At 68.8% G+C, this 25,367-nt stretch carries 20 protein-coding genes; 14 read left to right on the top strand and 6 right to left on the bottom strand.

The annotated features are described in order from the left end of the window. Positions 1 to 25: 25 nt before the first annotated feature. Both KZ686_RS07455 and KZ686_RS07450 read left to right on the top strand, forming a co-directional pair. A complete protein-coding gene (locus tag KZ686_RS07455) occupies positions 26 to 1,054 on the top strand; it encodes a Bug family tripartite tricarboxylate transporter substrate binding protein (RefSeq protein ID WP_149317837.1) in 1,029 nt (342 codons plus the stop codon). A 225-nt stretch (positions 1,055 to 1,279) separates the two neighbouring features. Next, a complete protein-coding gene (locus KZ686_RS07450) occupies positions 1,280 to 4,174 on the top strand; it encodes a hypothetical protein (RefSeq protein ID WP_265633352.1) in 2,895 nt (964 codons plus the stop codon). A gap of 8 nt (positions 4,175 to 4,182) precedes the next feature. Here the strand turns inward: KZ686_RS07450 and KZ686_RS07445 are convergent, their stop codons facing one another. Beyond that, positions 4,183 to 5,913 carry a potassium/proton antiporter gene (locus KZ686_RS07445; protein WP_265633351.1) on the bottom strand — a complete coding sequence of 577 codons (1,731 nt, stop codon included), beginning with the start codon at positions 5,911 to 5,913 and terminating at the stop codon, positions 4,183 to 4,185. A gap of 529 nt (positions 5,914 to 6,442) precedes the next feature. Here KZ686_RS07445 and KZ686_RS07440 point away from each other — a divergent pair. Then, the gene (locus KZ686_RS07440; RefSeq protein WP_006578403.1) at positions 6,443 to 6,904 is read left to right on the top strand and encodes a tripartite tricarboxylate transporter TctB family protein; all 462 of its coding nucleotides are present in this window, start codon (positions 6,443 to 6,445) and stop codon (positions 6,902 to 6,904) included. A gap of 10 nt (positions 6,905 to 6,914) precedes the next feature. Further along, a complete protein-coding gene (locus tag KZ686_RS07435; RefSeq protein WP_149317834.1) occupies positions 6,915 to 8,417 on the top strand; it encodes a tripartite tricarboxylate transporter permease in 1,503 nt (500 codons plus the stop codon). Positions 8,418 to 8,492: 75 nt separating this feature from the next. Here the strand turns inward: KZ686_RS07435 and KZ686_RS07430 are convergent, their stop codons facing one another. Next, positions 8,493 to 9,383 (bottom strand): LysR substrate-binding domain-containing protein, encoded by an 891-nt coding sequence (locus KZ686_RS07430; protein ID WP_149317833.1) that lies wholly within the window; start codon positions 9,381 to 9,383, stop codon positions 8,493 to 8,495. Positions 9,384 to 9,572: 189 nt separating this feature from the next. On the opposite strand from KZ686_RS07430, the gene KZ686_RS07425 reads away from it, so the two are divergent. The 9 genes from KZ686_RS07425 to KZ686_RS07385 all read left to right on the top strand — a co-directional run bounded on the left by KZ686_RS07425 (position 9,573) and on the right by KZ686_RS07385 (position 18,363). After that, a complete protein-coding gene (locus KZ686_RS07425) occupies positions 9,573 to 10,550 on the top strand; it encodes a Bug family tripartite tricarboxylate transporter substrate binding protein (RefSeq protein WP_149317832.1) in 978 nt (325 codons plus the stop codon). A gap of 39 nt (positions 10,551 to 10,589) precedes the next feature. Beyond that, on the top strand, positions 10,590 to 12,215 hold the full coding sequence (gene ggt, locus KZ686_RS07420; RefSeq protein WP_265633350.1) for a gamma-glutamyltransferase: 1,626 nt from the start codon (positions 10,590 to 10,592) through the stop codon (positions 12,213 to 12,215). 162 nt (positions 12,216 to 12,377) lie between these two features. Further along, the gene (locus KZ686_RS07415) at positions 12,378 to 12,632 is read left to right on the top strand and encodes an AbrB/MazE/SpoVT family DNA-binding domain-containing protein (RefSeq protein ID WP_150084211.1); all 255 of its coding nucleotides are present in this window, start codon (positions 12,378 to 12,380) and stop codon (positions 12,630 to 12,632) included. Positions 12,633 to 12,634: 2 nt separating this feature from the next. Continuing rightward, positions 12,635 to 12,997, top strand: coding sequence for a type II toxin-antitoxin system PemK/MazF family toxin (locus KZ686_RS07410; protein WP_150084212.1), 363 nt, complete (start codon positions 12,635 to 12,637; stop codon positions 12,995 to 12,997). Positions 12,998 to 13,100: 103 nt separating this feature from the next. Further along, positions 13,101 to 13,970, top strand: coding sequence for a PhzF family phenazine biosynthesis protein (locus KZ686_RS07405; RefSeq protein WP_150084213.1), 870 nt, complete (start codon positions 13,101 to 13,103; stop codon positions 13,968 to 13,970). A gap of 125 nt (positions 13,971 to 14,095) precedes the next feature. Then, complete coding sequence (locus tag KZ686_RS07400) at positions 14,096 to 14,713, top strand: pyridoxamine 5'-phosphate oxidase family protein (protein WP_149317827.1); 618 nt, start codon at positions 14,096 to 14,098, stop codon at positions 14,711 to 14,713. A gap of 329 nt (positions 14,714 to 15,042) precedes the next feature. After that, positions 15,043 to 16,788: an AMP-binding protein gene (locus KZ686_RS07395; RefSeq protein ID WP_265633349.1), complete on the top strand. Its 1,746-nt coding sequence runs from the start codon at positions 15,043 to 15,045 to the stop codon at positions 16,786 to 16,788. Further along, entirely contained in the window at positions 16,785 to 17,753 is a 969-nt protein-coding gene (locus KZ686_RS07390) for a Bug family tripartite tricarboxylate transporter substrate binding protein (RefSeq protein WP_150084215.1), read from the top strand. Before KZ686_RS07395 ends, KZ686_RS07390 begins: the two co-directional genes overlap by 4 nt. A gap of 7 nt (positions 17,754 to 17,760) precedes the next feature. Further along, positions 17,761 to 18,363 (top strand): 2-hydroxychromene-2-carboxylate isomerase, encoded by a 603-nt coding sequence (locus KZ686_RS07385; protein WP_226108318.1) that lies wholly within the window; start codon positions 17,761 to 17,763, stop codon positions 18,361 to 18,363. A 118-nt stretch (positions 18,364 to 18,481) separates the two neighbouring features. Here the strand turns inward: KZ686_RS07385 and KZ686_RS07380 are convergent, their stop codons facing one another. The 4 genes from KZ686_RS07380 to KZ686_RS07365 form a co-directional block, all read right to left on the bottom strand. Beyond that, positions 18,482 to 19,138, bottom strand: a complete 657-nt coding sequence (locus KZ686_RS07380; RefSeq protein ID WP_265633348.1) for a TetR/AcrR family transcriptional regulator — start codon at positions 19,136 to 19,138, stop codon at positions 18,482 to 18,484. Next, positions 19,135 to 20,541 carry a flavin-containing monooxygenase gene (locus KZ686_RS07375; RefSeq protein ID WP_265633347.1) on the bottom strand — a complete coding sequence of 469 codons (1,407 nt, stop codon included), beginning with the start codon at positions 20,539 to 20,541 and terminating at the stop codon, positions 19,135 to 19,137. Before KZ686_RS07375 ends, KZ686_RS07380 begins: the two co-directional genes overlap by 4 nt. Continuing rightward, a complete protein-coding gene (locus KZ686_RS07370) occupies positions 20,538 to 21,593 on the bottom strand; it encodes an NAD-dependent epimerase/dehydratase family protein (protein WP_226108321.1) in 1,056 nt (351 codons plus the stop codon). The genes KZ686_RS07375 and KZ686_RS07370 overlap by 4 nt, the downstream gene beginning before the upstream one ends. 245 nt (positions 21,594 to 21,838) lie before the next feature. Next, positions 21,839 to 23,263 (bottom strand): CoA transferase, encoded by a 1,425-nt coding sequence (locus KZ686_RS07365; RefSeq protein WP_226108323.1) that lies wholly within the window; start codon positions 23,261 to 23,263, stop codon positions 21,839 to 21,841. Between the two features lie 344 nt (positions 23,264 to 23,607). On the opposite strand from KZ686_RS07365, the gene KZ686_RS07360 reads away from it, so the two are divergent. Beyond that, positions 23,608 to 25,365, top strand: a complete 1,758-nt coding sequence (locus KZ686_RS07360) for a glutamine--tRNA ligase/YqeY domain fusion protein (protein WP_150084220.1) — start codon at positions 23,608 to 23,610, stop codon at positions 25,363 to 25,365. Positions 25,366 to 25,367: the final 2 nt, after the last annotated feature.

Genomic DNA, 25,367 nt, shown 5'->3' with positions numbered 1-25,367 from the left:
ATTCCCAACCTGCTGACTGGCTACCATGTTCAAGACCTTCGCCGCCAACGCGCTGAGCGCGGCCGCCCTTGTGGCGTCCGTCGGCGCCGCCCTGTTTGCCGCCCCGGCGGCCGCGCAACCGCCTGCCGCCGCCTGGCCGAGCAAGCCGATCCGCTTCGTCGTGCCCTATCCGGCCGGTGGCCCGCTCGACACCGTCGCGCGCGCGATCGGCGACAAGCTCAAGGACTCGCTCGGGCAGCCCGTCGTCATCGAGAACCGGCCCGGCGCCGGCGGCAACCTCGGCGCCGACTACGTGGCGCGCCAACCGGCCGACGGCTACACCATCGTGATGGGCGCGGTGGCAACGCACGCGATCAACCCGACCCTGTTCGCGAAGATGCCGTACGACCCGATCAAGGACTTCACGCCGATCACGCTGGTCGCGGACGTGCCCAACGTGCTGGTGATGCATCCGGGCAAGGCGGCCGAGCTGCATATCGAATCGGTGCGCGACCTGGTCGAATATGCGCGCAAGAACCCCGGCAAGCTCGACTACGCGTCCGGCGGCAATGGCAGCGCCGGTCATCTGTCGGGCGAGCTGTTCAAGAGCCTGGCGAAAGTCAGCATGGTCCATATCCCCTACAACGGCGCCGCGCCGGCCCAGCTGTCGGTGCTGTCCGGACAGACCGACCTGATCTTCGACAACCTGGCCTCGGCCAGCGCCAATATCAAGGCGGGCAAGCTCAAGGCCTTCGCCGTGACCACGCCGGCGCGCGCCAGCGCCGTGCCGGAGCTGCCGACCATCGCCGAAGCGGGCAAGGGCCTGGGCCTGGAGAGCTTCGACATCTCGACCTGGTTCGGCGTGTTCGCGCCGGCCAACGTGCCGCGCGACATCGTGGACCGCCTCAATCGCGAGATCGTCGCGATCCTGAAGACCGACGAGATGAAGGCGCGCATGGCGCGCATCGGCGCCCAGCCCGCGCCGACCACGCCCGAGCAGTTCGGCGCGCTGGTGCAGCGCGAGCTGAAGAAGTACGCGCAGATCGTCAAGGCGTCGGGCGCGAAGGTGGACTGACGTGGGCTGACCTGGACTGACGCGTCCGCGTCGATTCACCCGGCTGGCGCAATCGCGGCCCGCTGCCTGTCATGGGCAGCGGGCCGTTTCCTTTTTTGACAGGTGGGCTTCCGCGCGGACCGGTTTAACAATGTTTGCGCAAGCTGCGACGCGGTCTCTCCCATACCTTGATGCCACGCCACCGCGGACGCGCGCCTGCATCGAGACAACCACCAGGGAGACATCGTGAACGCCGGCCACATCGACTTCGACATGCCGCTGCCCCCTGCCGCCTGGCACTGTACCTATCAGGTGCGGTGCGGCGCCGATGGGACGCTGGAGCTCGGCAGCAGCTTCGGGATGGCGCTGCGCGCCGGGTTCCACCGCCTGTTCCGTATCGGCAAGACCAGTGCCGACGCGGCACGCAACCAGGCGTCATGGCGCGCGCTGATCGCGGCCATCGAGCGGCGCGGCGGCGCCGCGGTGCGCGAACGCCTGTGCCGCGCCAGCCTGGCACTGCCTGGCGACCGCGTGCCCGGGCTGACGATCGCCGACCGGATCGAGCGCGGCACCTATCTGTCGCACGCGGCGCTGCAGCAGGTGTTCGTGCTGTTCCGGCGCGCCGTGTCCGTGGACCGGGCCAATCAACGGCTCTATGCCGAGCTGATGACACCGGCCGCCACCTCGTCCTCGGCGACACCGCTGTACGCGATGCTCGATGGCATCAGCCTGGGGTTGAGCGAGACCGCCGGCGCCGGTGCGCCTTGTCCGTTTCCGGCGACGCGCGCCTACGTCGCCGAACAGCTGAAGCTGGGGCTGCAGGCGCAGACCGCGCGTGCGCGCCGCCGCGATCCGGCCTTGCTCAAGTCCGCGCTGGCCAGCTGCGCCCCTGAACTGGCGGGCCCGAACAACGTCGCTGGCCGCGACCGATGGTTGCGCGAATACGATCGCCGCCTGCGCTCCGGACCGATCCAGCATGCGGCGATGAATTCCGGCGAACGCAGGACCTGCGACCGGGAAGCCGCGGTAGCGGGACTGCTGGCCGAGCTGCGGTACGGGGAACTGATGCGCGACCTGAAGCAGAACGAAGCCCGCCTCGCCCAGGAGCGGTCGCGGCTGGCGAGCGCTGCCGGCAACGCCGAGGGGGAAGCAGTCCGGCACGGCACCGCGGCGCCGGATGCGTGCAACACCGTCGACGCTGGCGACGACACGCTGTCAGGGCTGCTGGCCGCGCGCACCAGGCTGCTCGCCGAACTGAAGGAGCGCGAGCTGTACGACGTGCTGCGCCGCTGCGATGGCGAGCTGGCATGGAACCCGCTCAACCAGGACGTGCCGCACATGCGCGCGCTGATGCAACGCCGTGCCCAGGCGCGCGCGCAGCTGGACGGCGACCTCGCGGTGCTGAAGCAGCGCGACCTGATCCGGGCCGATCTCGTCAAGGGCCTGTGCCAGGCCGTACGCCAGGAAGTCGATCGCCATACCGCGCGCGGCGAGCGCATGGACGAGTCGGGACTGTTGCGCATCGTCGATGCGAAATTGTCGGCGCCGGCCTATTTGCGGCAATTTCTCGTGGCCCGCAACCTGCAATATCTGCATGACCTCGGCCACGGCCATGATCGTGCCGCAGCCATCGCCGTGCTGGTGCGCGCCAGCGATCGGCACCCCTTTGACGAGGCCACACGGGGCGAACTCGACAGCAGCGACTTCCAATGGCTGTCCGCCGCGCTCGATGCAGGCGAAACCAATGCCGTGCCGCTCGACTACCGGCCCATGCTGACCGGCGCCCGCAAGCTGTTCGCACGCTTTTTCTACCAGCGCTGGCCGATCGCGGACATCTGCAACAGCGTCGCGGCCCTGCTGGACGACTTTGCGGAAGACCACATGCACGCGCTGCGCCAGAGCGCCAGCCATCCAGCGATCCCCCTGGAGACACGCTGGCAGGCCGGCGTGCATGCGCTGCGCGACTGCATCCGCAGCGGCGAGCTCGGGCCGCCCGATGTGATCGGGGCCATCTTTCCCGCGATCAAGCCGTTCCTGCGCGAACGGCACAGGGTGATGGACCATGTGCGCCGCGAAATCCTGCTGGCCGAAGCCAGGCTGGAGGAGTTGCGCGGCCTGTATCCCGCGCTGGCGGACTGGACCGCCAGCGTGCCGGCCGGTGCGGTGGCCGCGACGCTGCTCGACCTGGCCAGCATCCAGGTTACCGGCCGGCTGATGAACGCGCACAACCGGCGCCTGGAGGCCAGGCGTCAGCAAGACACCGGACAGCAAGAGGAGCGGCTCGCGGTCGAGATAGCCCGCAGGCTGAACGCCTCTCTGCAGGAATGGTCCAGCCTGCGCGACGTGTATCGCGCCCGGATGGCCGATCACGGCATGGACGACCCCGAAGCGGACAGCCAGGTAGCGCCCCCTTCCGAGGCGCTCGAACACGGCTTCCTGCAGCAATGGGACCAGGCCGACCGGCATGCCTCGAGGACATTCGGCGAAACCGCCAATGCGCTGGAAAACCGCCTGGACGCCAACATCGCGCAGCTGCGCCAGCGATCGGTGGCGAAGATGGTGGATGCCAAGCGGGATATCGAGCGGGCGCTGCGCGACGCGCTCGAGGGCAGCAGGTCCAGGGCCGGCATGCTGGAAACGGTCTGCGATGTGCTCGAGCGCGCCGGCACGCTGTTGCCGCGCTGGCTGGCAGCGATGAACCCCCACGGCGAGATCGAGGCGAACAACGCCACGCGCCGCAAAGCGCTGGCGTTGCGCGAGGCGGCGGCGCGCGCTGTACCGCTGATTGACAGGATACGGCGCGAATATGTCGAGCCGCTCGTCGATACCGGCGATCTGCCGGACGCCGTTGCCGCGCCATACCGGGAGGACATCCAGGCGGTGCACCGGTCCCTCGATGCCCTCGCCCATTCGCTGCAATGGGTGGTCTCGGCGATACGCATCGCCGGCATGGAGGCGCCGGCCCCGCATCGCGAGGCACGCGAAGCCCGCGATGCCGGCAAGGTGGACCCCTCCAGGCTCCAACTGCAAGGCAGCAAGCTCCCCGTCAGCAAGATCGTGCTCAACCTCTATCGCGGCAAGTTGCCCCCCGTGCTCGGCTGGACGGTGCAGCAGTTGGTCAACATAGGGGCCCTGCGCTGACCCACTGGCTATTGCACTGCGCTGGCCTGCCGCGGCAACCTCAACCCCACCTGCACGATCCGGCCATCCTCCATGCGCACCGCGGTCAAGGTCAGGCCCGCAATCTCCACCGTGTCGCCCTCCACCGGCGGCGTGGCGAAGGCGTTCAGCATCGCGGCCTCCAGCGTCGACGGATACTCGCCCGGCGTCAGATCCCGCGTGCCATACAACCCGGCCACATCGCGCAGCAGCGCGTCGCCCGACAGCACGAAGTCATGCGGCACCTGCTGCCATGCCGGTGCGCGCTCCGGCGTGCGGAACAGCCGGGCCAGCGTCGGCACGCTGCTCGCCGGCGCCAGCACCGAGACCGTATCGCCGGCCTGCAGAACGGCCTGCTCGAGCGGCACCAGCGCCTCGCCGCGGGCCACCGTCATCAGTCGACAACGCGGCGGCAATTCGACGCGGTCCGCGCGCACGCCGGTTACCGCGGACTCGGGCTCGACCTCGAACTGCATCAGGTCCATCGCCGGTGCGCGCGTGCCGTGCAGGCGTTCGCGCGCCAGCGGCTCGGGATACGCGGGCCGCAGCACCCGGCCGAGCCGCGCGGCCAGCGGCACCGTGGTTCCCTGCAGCAGCAGGCTGGCCAGCACCACGGCAAAGGCGATGCGGAACAACAGGCCGGCGTCGGGCATGCCTTGCAGCAGCGGAAACAGCGCCAGCACGATCGGCACCGCGCCGCGCAGTCCCATCCAGGCAATGAAGCCCTTCTCGCGCGCGTTGAAGCGGAACGGCAGCAGCGAGATCCAGACCGCGAGCGGGCGGGCCACCAGCATCAGGAACAGCGCCACGGCCATCGCTGGCACCGCCACGTCCCAGATCCGGTGCGGCGTCACCAGCAGGCCCAGCAGCAGGAACATCGCCGACTGGGCCAGCCACGCCATGCCATCCATCGCCCGCATCGCGTCCGGGCTCACGGCGCGGTCGCGGTTGCCGATCAGCATGCCGGTCAGATACACGGCCAGAAATCCGCTGCCGCCTGCGGTCTGCACGATCGCAAACACCATGGCGCCGCCCGAACACAGCAGGATCGCCTGCAGGCCCTCGGCCACCCGAATGCGCTCCAGCACATTGGCCAGGCAATAGCCCAGCGCCAGCCCCATCGCGCCGCCGACGCCGAACTGCACCAGCAGCCGCCACAGCAGCGCGCCACCGCTCAGCCCTTCCGGCGCATGGATCCACTCGATCAGCGTCAGCGTCAGGAAGATCGCCATCGGATCGTTGATGCCCGATTCGATCTCGAGCACGCTGGCGACCCGCTCCTTGAGCCGGACCCCGCTGCTGTTGAGCAGCGAGAAGACCGCGGCCGCGTCGGTCGAGCCGACGATGGCGCCCAGCAGCAGGCCGAGCTTCCAGTCGATCTCCAGCACCCAGGCCGCGAACAGGCCCACCAGCCCGGTGGTCAGCAGCACGCCGACCGTCGCCAGCGCCAGCGACGGGCGCAACGCGACGCGAAAGGTCGCGTACTGCGTACGCAGCCCGCCGTCGAGCAGGATCACGGCCAGCGCCAGATTGCCGACCAGAAAGCTGAGCCAGGTATTGGAGAAGCGGATGCCGCCCGGGCCGTCGACACCGGCCAGCATGCCGACCAGCAGGAATACCAGCAGAAACGGCACGCCGATGCGCGAAGAGAAGGCGCCGACGACGATGCCGAGGGACATCACCACGGCGCCGATCAGGATCACGTGTTCAATGCTTTCCAAACTGGCCCTTGCAACGATTACGGTGGAGGAGGCGGAGACAACCACGCGGCGACGCACCGGCGCACTGACGCACGACGCACTGGCGCACTGGCGCACTGGCGCACTGGCGCACTGACGCACGACGCACTGACGCACTGGGCACTGGTGCAGCGGCGCTGCGGGCGCAGAGGCGCACAGGCGCACAGGCGTGACAGCGCAGCATGACGGCCGCCGCGCCGCCGATGATAGCCGACGGCCATGTCGGCCCCCCTTGGCCCGGCGCATCCCCGTCCCGCGCGATGCGCGGGACCGCCTCTGCGCGGACCTAGGGAGATACCCTCACATTGACCAAGTTTGCAGACATCTGAAAGGTCGCTGAAAGGTCGCCGCCTTACCTTCCCCCTGCCTGCGGACGGGGAGGGTGCCGCGCGTGGTTTCGTTGCACCGCACAAACGCTGCAACGGCCCGTCGCGACGCCATGAGACCAGCGCATCGACGCGCGGCTCACAGCACCGCAAGCGCCAGTTTTGTCAAATCGAGGAGAATCATTTTGCGCATACGTAGCCAAAAGGACTTTGCCTCCGGCCTGATGTTCATCCTGGTCGGATTCGGCTTTTCCTGGGTCGCTCGCGGCTATTCGATGGGAACCGCCGCGAAGATGGGTCCGGGGTATTTCCCGTTCTGGCTCGGCGTCGTGCTTGCCCTGCTGGGCGTGCTGGTGCTGATCGGATCGATGTCCAGCAAGGGCGAGGGCGATGAACTGGCCCGCTGGGATATCAAGCTGTTGCTGTGGATCCTCGGTTCGGTAGTGCTGTTCGGCCTGCTGCTCAAGCCGCTGGGCATGGTCCTGTCGGTGATCGTGCTGGTGCTGGTGTCTTCGATGGCCAGCCACGAGTTCACCTGGCGCGGCGCGATCCTGAACACCATCGTGCTGGTGCTGATCAGCATGGGCGCCTTCGTCTACGGCATCAATCTGCAGATGCCGGTGTGGCCGGCCTTCATTACCGGCTAAGGAGCGCCAGATGGAACTGCTAACCAACCTGGGCATCGGCTTCTCGACCGCCCTGACCTTCCAGAACCTGGCCTACGCCTTCCTCGGCTGCCTGCTCGGCACGCTGATCGGCGTGCTGCCCGGCCTGGGACCGCTCGCGACCATCGCGATGCTGCTGCCGATCACCTACACGCTGCCGCCGGTGGCCGCGCTGATCATGCTGGCGGGCATCTACTACGGCGCCCAGTACGGCGGCTCGACCACCGCGATCCTGGTCAATCTGCCCGGCGAATCGTCCTCGGTGGTGACAACCATCGATGGCTATCAGATGGCGCGGCGTGGCCGCGCCGGGGTGGCACTGGCGACCGCGGGCATGGGTTCGTTCTTCGCCGGCTGCGTGGCCACGCTGATCCTGGCCGGCTTTGCCGCGCCGCTGTCGGAACTGGCCTTCAAGTTCGGCCCCGCCGAGTACTTCTCGCTGATGGTGCTGGGCCTGATCGGCGCCGTGGTGCTGGCCTCCGGCTCGCTGGTCAAGGCGATCGCGATGATCGTGCTGGGCCTGCTGCTGGGCCTGGTAGGTACCGACGTGAACTCGGGCGCCGCGCGCTTCTCGTTCGACGTGCCGGAACTGACCGACGGCCTGAACTTCGTGGCCGTGGCGATGGGTATCTTCGGCTTCGCGGAAATCATCGCGAACCTGGAGCAGCGCGAAAAGCGCGAGACCTTCACCGACAGCATCACCAACCTGTTCCCGACCAAGGAAGACTTCAGGCGCATGATCCCGGCGGTGCTGCGCGGCACCGTGCTCGGTTCCGCGCTGGGCATCCTGCCGGGCGGCGGCGCCTCGCTGGCTTCGTTCGCGGCCTACACGCTGGAGAAGAAGTCGTCGAAGTATCCGCACGAGTTCGGCAAGGGCGCTATCGAAGGCGTGGCGGGTCCCGAGTCGGCCAACAACGCCGCTTCGCAGACCTCCTTCATCCCGCTGCTGACGCTGGGCATTCCGCCCAACGCGGTGATGGCGCTGATGGTCGGTGCGATGACGATCCACAACATCCAGCCGGGTCCGCAGGTGATGACCAGCAACCCGCAGCTGTTCTGGGGCCTGATCGCCTCGATGTGGATCGGCAACCTGATGCTGATCATCCTGAACCTGCCGCTGATCGGCATCTGGGTCAAGCTGCTGAAGGTGCCCTACCGCTTCCTGTACCCGGCCATCCTGACGTTCTGCTGTATCGGCGTCTACTCGGTCCAGAACACCACCTTCGACGTGTTCCAGACCGCGGCCTTCGGCGTGGTGGGCTATCTGTTCCTGAAGCTCAAGTGCGAACCGGCGCCGCTGCTGCTCGGCTTCGTGCTCGGACCGATGATGGAAGAGAACTTCCGCCGCACGCTGCTGCTCTCGCGTGGCGAGTTCACGGTGTTCTTCACCCGTCCGCTGTCGCTGAGCCTGCTGATCGCCGCCGCGATCCTGGTGCTGATCGTGGCCCTGCCGTCGATCAAGGCCAAGCGCGAGGAAGCGTTCCAGGAAGAGTAAGAAGCAACACGCAACACGTGAAACGGGGTGCCAGCCGGCACCCCGTTTTTTTTGGGGGGCTGGGTCGAACGCCCCCTAGCGCGGCTCGCAGAACAGCGCCGCGCAGGCGGCCCGGATCGCCTCGGTGATGTGCCGGCGCGAATGATCGCGCCGCTCCAGCATGCCGATGGTGCGCCATACCGGCTCGCCGCCCGCCTCCAGTGGCAGCACCCGCAGCGCCTCGTCGTCGCGCCAGCGCGCCCGCTGCAGCAGCGGCACGACCGTCACGCCGACCTGCTGCCGCACCAGTTCGACCAGCGCCTCGATCGAATTGAGTTCGAGGAATTCATTGACACGCAGGTGCGCGCGCCGCAGGGCCCGCTCGACCAGCATGCCGGTCAGCTGGGTCCGGTCGAAGCGCAGGAAGGCCTGGCCAGCCAGCGCCTGGCGCGCGTCCGTGGCGGCGCTGCCAGCGGCGGCGATCGCCACCAGCGGCTCGCGATACAGCGGCGTCCAGCGCAGCGCCCCCGCCAGCCGGCCCGGCCCCTCCACCACGATCGCCGCATCGAGCTCGCCTGCCTCGACCAGCGTGGCCAGCTCGATCGACTTGGCGCCGACCAGCCGCACGTCCAGCGCCGGATGCTCGGTCTTCATGCTGGCCACCACATGCGACAGGCCGCCCATCACCGACACCACGGCGCCGACGGCGACCGCGCCGGCCATCGCCTCGGGCGTCTCCGGCGCGGCGCGCATCTCGTCGTACAGTGCCAACAGCTGTCGTGCGCGCGGCAGCAGTTCGCGCCCGCCCGCGTTGAGCACCACCACGCGGCCGGTCCGGTCGAACAGGTCGCGCCGCAGTTCGCCCTCGAGCGCGCGCATCTGCAGGCTCACCGCCGCCTGGGTCAGCGCCACATGGCCGGCGGCGGCGGCGAAGGAGCCGTGCTCGGCGACGGCGACGAAAGTACGAAGGAACCGGATGGTGCTCATAAAGTAAGAGGGAAGCAGGTCAACGCGGGGCCGGCAGGCCGGATGCAGCCCGGGTCTGGCGCAACGGCCTTAAGCAAAACTTGAGAAGCAAGCAAGAAATATTAGCTTTCATTATGTAAAGCTGCACGGAATAATGCGCCATCGGCCGGTCCGCCGGCATCGAACCGACAACGTTCACGGAGATTGAAGATGACATCCTGGCTGCGCCTGCTGGGCACCAGCCTGGCGGCGACGCTGGCCTTTGCCGCCGCGCCCGCCCTGGCCGAGAGCTATCCCGCCAAGCCGATCCGCCTGATCGTGCCCTTCCCCGCCAGCGGCGCGACCGACCTGCTGGCGCGCGCCATTGCGCAGAAGGTCGGCGCCAACCTCGGCCAGCAGGTGGTGGTCGACAACCGGCCTGGCGCCGGCGGCGCGATCGGCTCCGACATGGCCGCCAAGGCCCCGGCGGACGGCTACACGCTGCTGATGGCCACCAGCAGCACGCATTCGATCGGACCGCATATCCATCCGCGCCTGCCGTACAACGTGCAGACCGATTTCACGCCGATCGGCCAGGTCGCCAGCGCCACCAATCTGCTGGTGGTGTCGAACCATCTGCCGGTGAACAGCGTCAAGGAACTGATCGCCTATGCGAAGGCGCATCCCGGCGAACTGAACTACGCGTCCAGCGGCAACGGCACCGTGGTCCACCTGATGGCCGAAGCCTTCAGCGCGCAGGCCGGTGTCCAGCTGACGCACATTCCGTACAAGGGCACCGCGCTGTCGATCGCCGACCTGATCTCGGGCAAGGTGCATATCCTGTTCGACAGCATCGTCACCGGCCTGCCGCACGTGCGCGACGGCAAGCTCAAGGCGCTGGCGGTGACCAGCCCGAAGCGCTCGTCGCTGGTGCCCGACGTGCCGACCGTCGGCGAATCGGGCCTGCCCGGCTTCGTCAGCGAAACCTGGTTCGGCATCTATGGCCCGAAGAACCTGCCGGCCGACCTCGTAACCCGCCTGAACGCGGAGTTCAACAAGGCGATCCAGGCGCCGGAGGTCAAGGAACGGCTGGCCAAGCTCGGCGCCGAGCCGGTCGGCGGCACGCCCGCGCAGTTCGCGTCGGTCGTCAGCAAGGAAAGCGCCCGCTGGGGCAAACTGATCAAGGACCGCAACATCACCGCGGAATAACGCCAAGACCGAATAACGCCAAGAGACAAGAGACACGCCATGCAGACCTTCGACTGGACCAATCCCTACCCCTCCGTGCGCATTCCGCTGTTCGCGCGCAACGTGGTATCGACCTCGCACCCGCTGGCCGCGCAGGCCGGCCTGCGCATGCTGCTCAAGGGCGGCAATGCGATCGACGCGGCAATCGCCGCCGCGGCCGCGATCACCATCGTCGAGCCGGTCTCCTGCGGCCTGGGCAGCGATGCCTTCGCGATCCTGTGGGACGGCAAGCAGCTGCACGGCCTGAACTCGTCGGGGGTGGCGCCGGCCGCATGGAATCCCGAGTACTTCCGCAACAAGTACGGCGAGGAAGGCAATGGCATCGCCAAGCGGCCGATCCGCGGCTGGGACAGCGTCACGGTGCCGGGCGTGGTGGCCGGCTGGGCCGCGCTGCACGAGCGCTTCGGCAAGCTGCCGTTCGCCGACCTGATGGAGCCGGCCATCGAGATCGCCGAGCGCGGCTATGCCGTGCCGCCGATCGTCGCGCACAAGTGGGCCGCCGCGGTGCCGGACCTGAAGGACCAGCCGGGCTACGCCGACACCTTCATGCCGAACGGCCGCGCGCCGCATACCGGCGAGAAGTTCGTGATGAAGGCCGCCGCCGAAACGTTGCGCCGCATCGGCGCCAGCGGCGGCCGGGACTACTACGAAGGCCAGATCGCCGAGCGCATCGCCGCCTTCAGCAAGGAGTGCGGCGGCGCGATGACGCTGGCCGACCTGCGCGACTACCGTCCGGACTGGGTGGAGCCGATCCGCAAGTCCTATCGCGGCTACGAGATCCACGAGATTCCGCCCAACGGCCAGGGCATCGCCGCGCTGATGGCGCTCGGCATCCTGGACAACTTCGACGTCGGCAACCTGCCGGTCGATTCGATCGACTCGCAGCATCTGCAGATCGAGGCGATGAAACTGGCGTTTGCCGACCTGTACCGCTACGTGTCCGACCCGCGCAGCATGGAAGTCACGCCGGAGCAGATGCTCGACGACGCCTACCTGAAGTCGCGCGCCAGGCTGATCGACATGAAGCGCGCCACGCATTTCGACTTCGGCATGCCCAAGGTCGGGGGCACCATCTACCTGACCGCGGCCGACGAGAACGGCATGATGATCTCGTTCATCCAGTCGAACTACATGGGCTTCGGCTCCGGCGTGGTCGTGCCCGGCACCGGCATCAGCCTGCAGAACCGCGGCGTCGGCTTCTCGATGGATCCGAAGTCGCCCAATGTGGTGGCCGGCGGCAAGCGCCCGTTCCACACCATCATCCCGGCCTTCATGACGCGCAACGGCCAGCCGGTGATGAGCTTCGGCGTGATGGGTGGCGACATGCAGCCGCAGGGCCATCTGCAGACGGTGGTGCGCATGCTCGACTACAAGCAGCAGCCGCAGGCGGCCTGCTGCGCGCCGCGCTGGAAGGTCAACCGCGACTTCACGCTGGACGTCGAGGCCACCATGAACGCTGCCACCGTCGCCGGCTTGAAGGACCGCGGCCACCAGCTCAAGTCGGTGGCCGACCCGTACATGGACTTCGGCTCGGGCCAGTTCATCTGGCGCCTGTCGGAAGACCCCGAGCACGGCTATGTCGCCGCCAGCGACAGCCGCCGGGACGGGCAGGCGGTGGGCTTCTGACGGTCCCCCGCTCTCGCTGTCCCCTGGACACTCATTGCGCCGGCTCCATGCCGGCGTTTTTTTTGCTTCCCGACAATGCCTTGTGTATTCAAATCTCTCCATGTATAAACGATGTTGAAACATTCCCACCACGACCCGATACTTGCGCCACAGGAGGCTCAAATGGCCAAAGCAGCCAGACTGACCATCCAGAAATGGGGAAATAGCCTTGCCGTCAGGATCCCCTCCGCGGTAGCGAGGTCGGCGCGCTTTGTAGAAGGACAGGAGGTCGAGGTGCAGGTGGAAGAGGTGGGAGTGACCGTCAAGCCTGTGGGAAAGCGGGCCATGACGCTTGACGAGAAGCTGGCCTTGTTTGACCCGGCCGTCCACGGCGGAGAAGTCATGGTGGCGCCACCGGTCGGTGCGGAGGCGATGTAGCGATGCCGAAGAGCGCGTGGGTACCCGATCGCCGCGATATTGTGTGGATCGAATGCAGCCCGCAGATCGGGCGGGAAATGAAAGACCGACACCCGTTGCTCGTCTTGTCGCCACGGGCGTTCAATGAAAAAACCGGCCTCGTCATCGGCTTGCCGATGACGACGGCCGCCTACAACGAGACCAACCCGTTTGCCATCAAGCTCGAAGGTGTCGGCAAGCTGTCGGCCTACATCCTCGCGCATCAGCCAAAAACCTTCGACTGGCGCGGCCGGCACGCCAAGCCCCATCCCTGGAAGCAGGCACCGCCGGATGCCTTCGCGGCGGCGTGCGAGCAATTGAATCAGATCGTCTGTCTGTGCGGCTGATGCGAGGATGGGAACTGGCCTGATGCCGGGCTAGCGAACTGTATATGGCTCGGGCGCGCCATCGTCCTACACTGGCACCCTGTCCCTACCCGATGCCACCGCCATGTCCAGCTACGCCTTCCGCCTGCTCAATGTCTTTGCCGAATCGACCTTCGGCGGCAATCCCCTGTGCGTGTTCGAGGACGGGCGCGGGCTGGACGACGCGACCATGCAGGCGCTGGCGCTGCAGTTCAATCTGTCCGAGACGACCTTCATCCTGCCCTCGGAGCGGGCCGACGCGATGGTGCGGATCTTCACGCCCGGCTACGAGATGCGCTTCGCCGGCCATCCGACGCTGGGCACCGCGCATGCGGTACGGGCGCTGCGCGGCACCGGCGATGCGCTGACGCTCGAGTTCAAGGCCGGCCTGGTACCGGTGCGCGCGCACGGCGATGTCTGGACCTTCACGGCGCCGCATCGCGGCCAGCCAAGGACCGCGCCGGCGCAACTGCCGGATGCGGAAGTGGCCGCGCTGCTCGGGCTGCGAGCCGATGATCTGGCCGGCTCGCCGATCTGGGTCGATACCGGCGCCGACCAGCTGCTGGTGCCGCTGAACAGCCCGGACGCCGTGCGCCGCGCGGCGCCCGACGGCAGCCGCCTGGACGCCTGGCCAGCCAGCAGCCTCGGCCGCAAGACCGCCTATCTGTTCGCCTTCGACCCGCAGCAGCCGGGGCGCGTGGTAGCGCGCTACTTCTTCACCAAGCAGGGCGGCGGCGTGGCCGAGGACCCGGGCACCGGCTCGGCCTGCGCCAACCTGGGGGGCTGGCTGCTGGCCACCGGCCATGCCTTGCCGGCCCGCTACGAGATCGCGCAGGGCGACCTGGTCGAGCGGCCCTGCCGGCTGCGGCTGGAGGTCGATGCCGACGATGGCGAGGGCGCGATCCGCGTCGGCGGCCGCGTGATCGAGATCGGCCGCGGCACCGTCACGCTGTAGACTTGCCGTTGCCGCGCACGGCGTCCAACGCGCACGATCCACCCGATCCGCCGCACTGCGCCCAACGCGCACGGTCCACCCCGTTCCGCCCTGCTCTTCCACCTCGCTCCGACCGCCAATCCGCCATGACCGACCACACCATCACCACGCTGGCAGACCTGGAAACGCACTACGGCAAACCCGCGCCGGCCTCGCTGGCCAAGGAAGTCGATTACCTGCACCCGCACTACCGCGCCTTCGTCGAGGCCTCGCCGTTCTGCCTGCTGTCGACGGTGGCCGACGGCATGGCCGAATGCTCGCCGCGCGGCGACGCGCCGGGCTTCGTCAAGGTGCTGGACGACCGCACGCTGCTGCTGCCGGACCGCCGCGGCAATAACCGCATCGACAGCCTGCGCAACATCCTGGCCGACCCGCGCGTCGGCCTGCTGTTCCTCGTGCCGGGCGTCGACGAGACGCTGCGCGTGGCGGGCACGGCGACGATTTCGACCGATCCCGAGCTGATCGCCCAATGCACGGTCGACGGCAAGGCGCCCTCCACCGTGCTGCTGATCGCGATCCGCTCGGTGTTCTTCCAGTGCGCCCGCGCGCTGGTGCGTTCGCGCCTGTGGTCGCCGGAGGCGCAGATTCCGCGCAGCGCGCTGCCGAGCACCGGCACCATCCTGGCGACACTGAGCCGCGATGCGATCGACGGCCGCGCGTACGACGCCGAACTGCCGCAGCGGATCCGCCAGACGCTGTACTGAGGGCCGTGGGGGCTCGAAGCCCCGAAGTCTCGGGGTCTCGGGGTTGCGGGGTCTCAGGTTCTCGGGGTCTCGGGTTCTCGGGGTCTCGGGGTCTCGGGGTCTCGGGGTCGCGGGGTCTCGGGGTCTCGGGGTTGCGGGTTCTCGGCGGCGTGGCGGCGCGCGTCTCGGGGGCGCGGGACCGCGCGAGCGAGGGGCGCAAGACCACACCTGCCCCATAACCCCGTGTTAAGCCGGTGCGATAAAACGGCATACGACATGGGGAGTGGCGCTCCTTACACTGGGCCTTGCCCGTGCGCTCCACCGTTCGAGCGGCACGCGGCGGGAGGCCCATGAACGATATCGTCGACCTGCTCGAGACCCGGGCGCGCGAACAACCGGATCGGCTGCTGCTGGCCTGGGAGCCATTCGAAGGCCCCGCGCGCGAATGGACGCGCGGCGCATTCCTCGATGACGTCCGCCGCGTCGCCGGCGGACTGGCCCGGCGCGGCGTGCGGCCCGGCGATCGCGTGCTGCTGCATGCCAACAACTGTCCCGAATTCCTGCTGACCTGGTTCGCCTGCGCCTGGCGGGGCGCGGTGTGCGTGGTGCTCAATCCCAAGTCGGCAAGCGACGAGCTGGCCTTCTTCGCCGACCACACCGGCGCGGTCGGCATCGTGACGCAGCGCGGCTTGCCCGGTACGCCTCCTTCCCTCCATTCCGGCGCTCACCACCTGCGCTGGCAGATCGTCATCGATGCGGACGATGCCCACCATGCCGACGATGCGGCCCATGCAATCGGCTTCGAGTCGTTGCACGATGCCCCGATCGAACGCGCGCGATTGGACTCGCTTGCGCCCGGCAGCATGATGTTCACCTCCGGCACCTCGTCGCGCCCGAAGGCCGTGGTCTGGTCGCGCGCGAACGCGCTATGGGCGGCGCAATTGTGTGCCGCCGGCATCGGCCTGCTGTCCTCCGATATCGTCCTGATCCCGCTGCCGCTCTATCACGTCGTGGGCCTGGCCTGGAGCGTGCTGCCGGCCCTGCAGGCAGGCGCGGCCATCGTGCTGCAGCCGCGCTTCTCGGCGAGCCGCTTCTGGCCGGTGGCGCTGGCGCGGCGCTGCACCTTTGCCCCGCACGTCCAGTTCACCAGTGCGGCGCTGTTCCGCCAGCCGGTCCCGCCGGCCCACCATTTCCGGCTGTGGTGCAACTCGGTCTGGCTGCCGGACCACGAGCGGCATTTCCGCGTGCCGATCCTCGGCTGGTGGGGCATGACCGAACTGGTCGCGCCCGGCATCCTGGGACGCGCGAACCGGCCGGTCGCCCCGGGCGCCATTGGCCTGGTCGCACCGGGCTATGCGGCCCGGATGGCAGACAGCCACAGCATGTCGCTGGCGCCGGGCGAGGTCGGCGAGCTCGAGATCCTCGGCGAGCGCGGGCGGACATTGTTTGCCGGCTACTTCAACGACGAGGATGCCAACGCGGCCGCCTTCACCGCAGACGGCTGGTTCCGCACCGGCGATCGCATGAAGGTTCACGCCGACGGCTCGATCCAGTTTCTGGAGCGGGCGCGCGATGTGATCAAGTGCGGCGGCGAAGGCGTGTCGCCGGCGGAAGTCGAACGCGTGGTCCGCGCGGTGCCGGGCGTGGCCGACGTCTCGGTCGTGGGCCGCGCGGATGGCGCGATGGGCGAGGTCGCGGTGGCCTTCGTGGTGCCGGCCGATCCGAACGCTGCCACTGAAGCGTTGTCCCGCGAGATCGACGCGGCGTGCCGCGCGCAGCTCGCCGGCTTCAAGGTGCCGCGCGAGATCCGGTTTCTGGCCAGCCTGCCGCTGGTCGGCATCAACAAGGTCGCCAAGGGCCAACTGCGCCGCCTTGCCGCTCGGACCGACACCGACACCGACACCGACACCAGCAGCACCGGCACCGGCTCCGACACCGACACCAGCACCGGCACCAGCAGCACCGGCACCGGCTCCGGCACCGACACCAGCACCGGCACCAGCAGCACCGGTACCGGCTCCGGCTGCGGCACCAAGACCGTGACCGACGACCGCGACCGCGATTTGCCAGCCCGAGCCAAAGGAGGCCCAGCATGAAAGCCATCGTCACGCTCCTGTCCATGATGCTGGCCTGCGGCGGCTCGGCGCTGGCCGAGGAGTTTCCAACGCGCACCGTCACGCTGGTGGTGCCGGCCGCGCCCGGCGGACCGAGCGACGCGCTGGCGCGCACGCTGGCCGAGAAACTGAAGACCACGCTCGGCCAGAGCGTCGTCACCGAGAACCGCGGCGGCGCCAACGGCACCATCGGGGTCAACTCGGTGGTGCGCAGCAAGGCCGATGGCCATACGGTGCTGTTCTCGGTCGACGGGCCGCTGACCACCATTCCGGCGCTGATGCCGGACACGCCCTACGATGCGTCGCGCGACCTGATGCCGGTGGCGATCGTCGGCGATGGCGGCGACGTGGTGCTGGCGGTGCCGGCGGATTCGCCCGCGAAGACGGCGCAGGAACTGGCGGCGCTGCTGCGCCAGCGGCCGGACAAGGCCAACTATGTATCGTCCGGCGCCGGCTTTCCCAGCCATGTCGTCGGCGAACTGTACAAGCGCGAGGCCAAGGCATCGGCCCAGCATGTGCCGATGAAGGGTGCCGGCGCGGCGATGGTGGAACTGCTGTCCGGCCGCTACAGCTTCTCGTTCCCGCCCGCGAGCCTGGCGATCTTGCAGCAGAAGGCCGGCAAGATCCGCGTGCTGGCCGTGGCGGGCGAGCGCCGCAACACGCTGTTCCCGGACGTGCCCACGCTGGCCGAAGCGGGTTACCCCGATATCGCCGCCCCCGGCTACTGGATCGCGACCTATGTGCCGGCCGCCACGCCGCGCGCGACGGTGGAACGGCTCGCGGCCGCCATCCGCGGCGTCACCCACGCGCCGGACTTCGCGCCGCTGCTGCAGGCGCAGGGCATGGTCGCCTCGGACCTGTCGCCCGAGCAGATCCGCGCGCGCGTGCAGCGCGAATCCGCGTACTGGCGGCGGACCATCGAGCAACTGAACATCAGGATGGAATGAGGCGGCGATGGCCAGTCCCATCGATTTCTATTTCGACTTCATCTCGCCCTACGGTTACTTCGGCTCGACGCAGATCGATGCGCTCGCGGCCCGTCATGGCCGCACCGTGCTGTGGCGCCCTTTCCTGCTTGGCGTCACGGTGGTCAAGATCATGGGTCTGAAGCCGCTGATGGAGACGCCGCTGAAGTCGGACTATCTGCGGCTCGACAAGCCCCGCATGGCGCGGATACTGGGCGTGCCCTTCGTCCAGCGCGATATGCGCGGCGTCAGCTCGGTCAAGGCCTCACGGGCCTTTCTGGCACTGGACGAACGCGATCCGGCGCAGGCGAAGCGTTTCGCGCAGCGGGTCTTCGCCAGGCTGTGGGCGCGCGGGGAGGACATCACGGATCTCGACGCGGTGCTGGAGGAAGCCGCCGCGGTCGGCGCCGATACCGGCTGGCTGGCGGCCGAGATCGCCTCGCCCGAGGGCAAGCGACGGCTCGAAGCGGCGGTGGACCATGCCGTTGCGCAAGGCGTCTTCGGCGCGCCCTTCTTTATCGTCGACGGCGAGCCGGTGTGGGGCGTCGATCGGCTGTGGCTGGTGGAGCGGCTGCTGAGCGAGTCGGTCTGAGAACCGATGCTGGAAGTGCGGGGGCTCAAACGAGGCTTCAAGCGTCCTCAACGAAATCTCGAGCGAGACCCCAAGCGGGGCCTCAGGCGAGACCTCAAACGAGCCCTCAGGCGAGGCCTCAGCCCGCCGCGCTGCGCGCCTTGCCCTTGGCGGCGGCCGGGGCCCGCTCGGGCCGCGCCCGGATGCCCTCGACCAGCGTACGCACCATCGCATCGGCCAGGCGCTCGCGCGCGTGCTCGTCGGCATCGGCCTCGGGGCGATACCAGATCAGCGACCACTGGATGCCGCCCAGCAAGGTCTTCACCGCGATCGACAGATCGGCATCGGCGGCCAGCGAGCCATCGCGCCTCGCCGCCGCGGCCTGGTCCTTGAACAGACGCTCGAAGCGGTCGCGGCTCGCGATCAGTTCGTCCAGCGTCTGCCGTTGCGACGGCGTGGTCGCGCCGAAGCGATGCATCTGCACGCCCTGCGCCACCACGCTCTCGAAGGTATGGTGTTCAAGCACGGCAACCGCATGCGCGCGCAGCATCGCCGCCAGCACGGTGACGCCATCGCCCTCGACCTTGCGGGCAGGCTCCACCGCTTCGAACAACAGCCGCATGCCTTCGCGATGCACCTCGAAGAACAGGTCGATCTTCGACGCGTAATGATGGTAGATGCGTCCCTTGGTCGCGCCGAGCCGCCGCGCGACGTCGTCGATGCTGGTGGCATGGAACCCTTGTTCCATGAAGCATTCGGCGGCCTGGATCAGGATTTCCTGCTTGCTTGGGGTCATGCCGCCCCTCCCCGGGCGATATCGCGAAACAGTTCTCTGGCGTAGCGGCGGAAGTCCACCTCCAGCGTATAGCGCGCCGAGCCGACGAAGCGGCGCGACACGTAGCGCCGATGGGCATCGATCTCCGCCATCATGCCGTGCGGGCCCGGCAGCCGCACCTCGTTGGCGAGCACCGCGGCCAGCCATTTGCCCTGGATCTCGACCAGCGGAATGGTCGGGCCGATCGGCTGCACCAGCCCGAGCAGGAACAGCCCGTGCCGCCCCGGCGGCATCATGCGGCGATAGAGTTCCGCCTTGCCGTCCGCGACCTCGAACACCTGCCGATCGAGAAACGGAAAGCTGGCCCGATAGCCGGTGGCGTGGATGATCGCATCGACGGCCTCGCGCGTGCCGTCCTCGAACTCGACATGGTGGCCATCGAGCCTGCGGATGTTCGGCTTGATGCGGATCCAGCCATGACCGCAGTACGGGATCAGCTCCTGGCTCAGCGTCGCATGCTCGCGCCAGATCTCGTGGCGCGGCCGCGGAATGCCGACGCGCGCCTGGTCGCCGGTAGCCAGATACGCGAGCCAGCGCACCAGCATGCGGGTGACGCGCGTCGGCAGATGCAGGCGCCGCGCGAAGAAGGCCGACCAGCGATCGGTCGGATGGCCCATGATGTATTTCGGCATGATCCACGCGCTGCGCCGCGTGGAGATCCACGTCTGCTTCGCCGACTTGCAGACGTCGACGGCGATGTCGACCGCGGAATTGCCGATGCCGACGATCAGCACGTTCCTGTCGCGGAACGGCTCGGCGGTGCGGTAGTGATGCGAATGGATCTGCTCGCCGGAAAACGCGCCGTCGAAGCTGGGCCAGCGCGGGTCCCACAGATGGCCGTTGGCGACGATCACCGCGCGATAGCGCCGGCTGCTGCCATCCCCGAGCGTGACGCGCCAGCTGCCGTCGCCGGCCGGCTCCACGCGCTCGACCCGCGTGTTGAAGCGGATATGCGGCGGGATGCCGAAGCGCTCGGCATAGGCTTCCAGATATTCGATGACCTCGTAGTGCGACAGGAAATCCGGATAGTGGTCGGGGATCGGGAAATCGGAATAGCCGAGGTTGGTGCGGCTGGTATCGATATGCAGGCTGCGATAGGCCGACGACATGCCGTTGTCGTTTTCGTAGCGCCACATGCCGCCGATCTTCGAGCCCAGTTCGAAGCAATCGAACGCGATGCCCTTCTCCTTCAGCGCCTTGGCGGCGGTCACCCCGGACGAGCCCGCGCCGACGATGCAGACCGGCAGCGCGGCAACCTCGGGCGACAGCCGGTCGTCGAAGCGCATCGGGGTGTCGGCCTGCCGCTCCTGTTCACTGGTGGAGAGCGGGCCGCTGCGGCGGAATCCGATCGCGGGGTTCCTCATGCCGTCCCCTTGCCGCGCAGGGACGCGCCGAGGTTGGCGCCGAGGTTGGCCCCGAGGTCGGCCCCGAGGTAGGCCCCGAGGTAGGCCCCGAGGTAGGCCCCGAGGTAGGCGCCGAGAATCGCGTCGAAATCGGCATCGGCATGCAGGCCCAGCGCGCTGGCCCTGTCCGACGTGAAGGCCCGCGGCCACCCGTCGACCACCCGCTGGAGCGCGGGGTCGGGCTCGTAGCGGACCCGCGCCGCGGCTTCATCGCCGGCCACGCGACGCAGCGCGGCGACCATCTCCGCGACGGTGATCGACAGCGACGGCAGGTTGAGCGCCCGGTCGTGCGGCAGTCGTTCCGCCGGAAGATCGTGCATGGCGATCAGGGCGCGGGCCACGGCCTGCGCCGACGCCACCGGCATCCGCGTGTCCGGATGCAGGCCGCAGACGACATCGCGGCCGGCCAGCGGCTCGCGCACGATCGCGGCGATGCGGTCGGACACCGCCGGCGATGGCGCGCCGTCGCGGATCAGCACGATCGGCAGGCGCAGCGCGCGTGCGTCGACGCGGCCGCGGCGGCTGTAGTCGGCCAGCAGCAGTTCGGCGATGGCCTTGTGCGTGCCATAGGTCGTGTCGGGCTCGGCGCGCAGGCCATCGCCGACCGTCGCGGGCAGGTCGCCCCCGAAGACCGCGATCGAGCTGGCCAGCACCAGCCGGGGCGGCTTGCCGAAGCCGGCGATCAGCTCGCGCAGGGCCTCGACATGCAGGCGATAGGCGCGCGGCTCGTCGGCTTCGGCCTCCAGCGTCAGGCTGGCCGCCAGATGGAACACGCTGTCCGGCGCCAGGGCCGCCAATTGGGCCGCAAAGCCGGGCTCGGCCAGGTCGCCGCGCAGCACCCTGCGCCGGCACGGCGCGTCGCCGGCCAGCGGCACATCGGCCCGGTCGGCGAGCACCAGTTCCTCGATCCGGCACGGCGTGCCGCCGGCGTCGGCCAGGCTTCCGCGCTCGATCAACGCGCGTTGCAGCGCGGTGCCGATAAAGCCGGCCGCGCCCGTGATCAGAACCCGCATGCCTTTGTCTCCTTGTCGTCGTTTGTTGTCTTTCTTCTGGTCGTTCTTGTCGAAGGTCGGCCTTCGTTGCGAGAACATACTACTCGGTAGGTTTTAGTGCGTCAAAAAAATACCGACGCGGCATGGCGCAGCGTCGGCAGGGAAGGACTGTGGCCGCGGGGCTGCGGCCGCGACCGGGAGCGGACCGGCCTGGACCGGACGGAACCGCCACCGCACGCAAAAAGTCTGCAGGATTTCGACCCCACCTATCTGGCCCCGCCGCGCGGCAGCCACTCCGCCGCGTCGCTGCCCAGCGGCACGGACGGCTGCTCCCAGCGCGCGGGCGTCTCCGACAACTGCGCGGCGTGGCGCACCGTGGTCAGCATGCCGAAACCGGACGGCACTGCTTCCAGCAGGTCGCTGATGTCGTCGATGCGCTGATCCGGCGCCTGCAGCCCCTCCTCGATCCGCCCCAGACCGCGCACCCATTGCGCGGTCTGCGCCAGCGACACGCGCACGTGCCAGCTGCCGCCCTCGGTGGCGCGCCGATGCAGCGCCGCCATCGCTCCCACCGCCAGCAGATAGCCGGCGGCGTGGTCGAGCACCTGGGCGGGCAACGGGCGCGGCGCGGCGCTGCCGGCGGCGCGGGCCTCGGCATCGTTGAAGCCGGTCGCGGTCTGCACCAGCGAATCGAAGCCGCGCTTGCCCGCCCACGGCCCGACATGGCCATAGGCCGACAGCGAGACATAGACGATGCCCGGCCGGGCGCGCGCCGCCGCCTCCGGGCCGAAGCCCAGCGCGGCGAGCCCGCCGGGCCGGTAGCCCTGCAGAAAGACATCGGCGCCGTGCAGCAGCTTGTGCAGCGTGTGCTTGTCGTCGGCATCTCGCAGATCGAGCTGGCAGGAGCGCTTGCCGCGGCCGGTGTCGATCACCAGCGGCGCGATCGACGGCAGATGCGGCGCGGTGACCAGCAGCACGTCGGCGCCATGCGCGGCCAGCGTACGGCCGGCAACCGGGCCGGCGATGATCCGCGTGAATTCGAGCACGCGCACGCCCGACAGCGGGCGTGCATCCTGCGCCGGCAGGTCCGGCAAGGGCATCGGCGGCGCGTCGCCGATCCGCTCGATCACGATCGGCGGCAGCTCGCGCAACGCGGCCGCCTGCGGATGGCGATCCCACTCGTCGAAGCTGCGCATCGCCGCGACCACCAGGCCCGCATCGGAAGCGGCGGTCTCGAAGGCCTCGGCGTCCCATTTGCCCAGCGCAGCCTGCACCTCGTCCTTCTGGTTGGCGCAGCCGAGCAGGCGCAGCACGCCGTCGCGGTGATGCAGGAAGTTGGTGTGCAGCCGGACCCAGCGGCCGTCGCCGCAGCGATAGGCGCCCGCGATCTTGTCCCACAGCTCCGGCGCGGGGCCGCCGTCGACGCGCAGATAGCGTTCGCTGCGAAATTCCGCGATGGCGTGGCGCATGTCCACGGCGACCTGCTGCCAGCGGCCGGTGCGATGCTGCCACAGCGCGGCGGCGGCCAGCGCGGAAGCGGCCAGGCTGGCCTGCGCGGCGGTGCCGACCGCGAACGACGACGGCAGCACCGGTTCGGCGCCGCTCAGCCGCGCCTGCGCAAGGGCGGCCTCGGGCAGGCCGGTGACGCGCCACAGCGCGGCAAGGGTGGCGGCGGGATCGGGCGATGGCATGGCGCTCCTCGTGAACGATGGGGGTGGGATGGCAATGCGATGGCGACGGTGGGGTCGGCACATCGAATCGGCAAATCGAATCGGCAAATCGAATCGGTGGCTGCAGCGCGGGCGCGCGCGGCCGGGCCGCTTCGGGATGCACAGGAACTCCATGCTAGCGCGCCGCCCGAGATTGCGCGCGCGGCGGATGCGCCGGCACGGTAAAATCACCGGTTCCCGCCAACCTGCCGGGCCCTCCGGGGCGCCGGCGCGCTGGCCCGGCGCAAATCTGCGCCGTTCCTTACCACGAATTCGAATCCGCCCTGTAGCCGGCCGCGCGACCCGCGGCCCAACCTGGCCAAACCATGAGCCACGACCCGAAAGCCCAAGACAGCACGCCCGCCGCCTCGAACTTCCTGCGCAGCATCATCGACCAGGATCTGGCCGCCGGCACCTACGCCGGCCGCACCGACGCGCAGGGCCGGCCGCTGCCCGCCGTGATCACGCGCTTCCCGCCGGAGCCCAACGGCTATCTGCACATCGGCCACGCCAAGAGCATCTGCCTGAATTTCGGCCTGGCGCGCGACTACGGCGGCCGCTGCCACCTGCGCTTCGATGACACCAATCCGGTCAAGGAAGACACCGAGTACGTCGATTCGATCATCGACGCGGTGCACTGGCTCGGCTTCAGCTGGGACAGCAACGATGCGCAGGGCGGCCCGCAGGCCCACCTGTACTACGCCAGCGACTACTTCGATCAGCTGTACGCCTTCGCCGAGAAGCTGATCGAGCGCGGCGTCGCCTATGTCGACAGCCAGAGCGCCGAGCAGATCGCCGCCAGCCGCGGCAACTTCGCCGAGCCGGGCACGCCTTCGCCCTACCGCGACCGCAGCGTCGAGGAAAACCTGCAGCTGTTCCGCGACATGCGCGCCGGCAAGTACGCCGACGGCGAGCACGTGCTGCGCGCGAAGATCGACATGGCCGCGCCGAACATCGTGATGCGCGACCCGGTGCTCTACCGGATCCGCCATGCGCACCACCATCGCACCGGCGACAAGTGGTGCATCTATCCGATGTACGACTTCACGCATTGCATCTCGGATGCGATCGAGAACATCACGCACTCGCTGTGCACGCTGGAGTTCGAGAACAACCGCCCGCTGTACGACTGGGTGCTGGCCCAGCTGCGCGATTGCGGCCTGCTGCGCGAGCCGCTGCCGCATCAGTACGAATTCGCCCGGCTGAACCTGACCTATGCGATCACCAGCAAGCGCAAGCTGCTGCAGCTTGTCAACGAGGGCCGCGTCGACGGCTGGGACGATCCACGCATGCCGACCATCGTCGGCATCCGCCGGCGCGGCTATACGCCCGAATCGATCCAGCTGTTCTGCGATCGCGTGGGCGTGGCCAAGTCGGACAGCTGGATCGACATGAGCACGCTGGAAGGCGCGGTGCGCGACGACCTCGATGCGCGCGCGGCGCGCGGCGTGGCGGTGCTCGATCCGCTCAAGCTGATCCTGGACAACTACCCGGAAGGCCAGAGCGAGGAGTGCTCGGCGCCGGTCCATCCGAAGCAGCCCGAGCTGGGCAAGCGCGTGTTCCCGCTGTCGCGCGAGCTGTGGATCGAGCGCGAGGACTTCAACGAGAACCCGCCGAAGGGCTATTTCCGGCTGTTCCCGGGCAACAAGGTGCGGCTGCGCTACGGCTACGTGATCGAATGCACCGGCGTCGACAAGGACGCCGACGGCAATGTCGTCGCCGTGCACGCGAACTACCTGCCGGACACCAAGAGCGGCACGCCGGGCGCGGACAGCGTCAAGGTCAAGGGCAACATCCACTGGGTCAGCGCGCAGCACGCGCTGCAGGCGGAGGTGCGGCTGTACGACCGGCTGTTCAACGACCCGCATCCGGATGCCGGCGGCAAGAACTTCCTCGATGCATTGAACGCGGACTCCAAGCGCGTGGTCACAGCGTATCTGGAGCCGGGCCTGCGCGAGGCCAGGGCCGAGGACCGCTTCCAGTTCGAGCGGCACGGCTATTTCGTCGCCGACCGCGTCGACAGCCAGCCGGGCCGTCCGGTCTTCAACCGCATCGTCGGACTGAAGGACAGCTGGGGCAAGTAATT

The sequence above is a fragment of the Cupriavidus cauae genome, assembly GCF_026210475.1.
In the GTDB taxonomy this organism is placed as follows: domain Bacteria; phylum Pseudomonadota; class Gammaproteobacteria; order Burkholderiales; family Burkholderiaceae; genus Cupriavidus; species Cupriavidus cauae.
The sequence above is the reverse complement of the archived record's forward strand: the minus strand, read 5'-3'. Positions and strand labels throughout refer to the sequence as shown.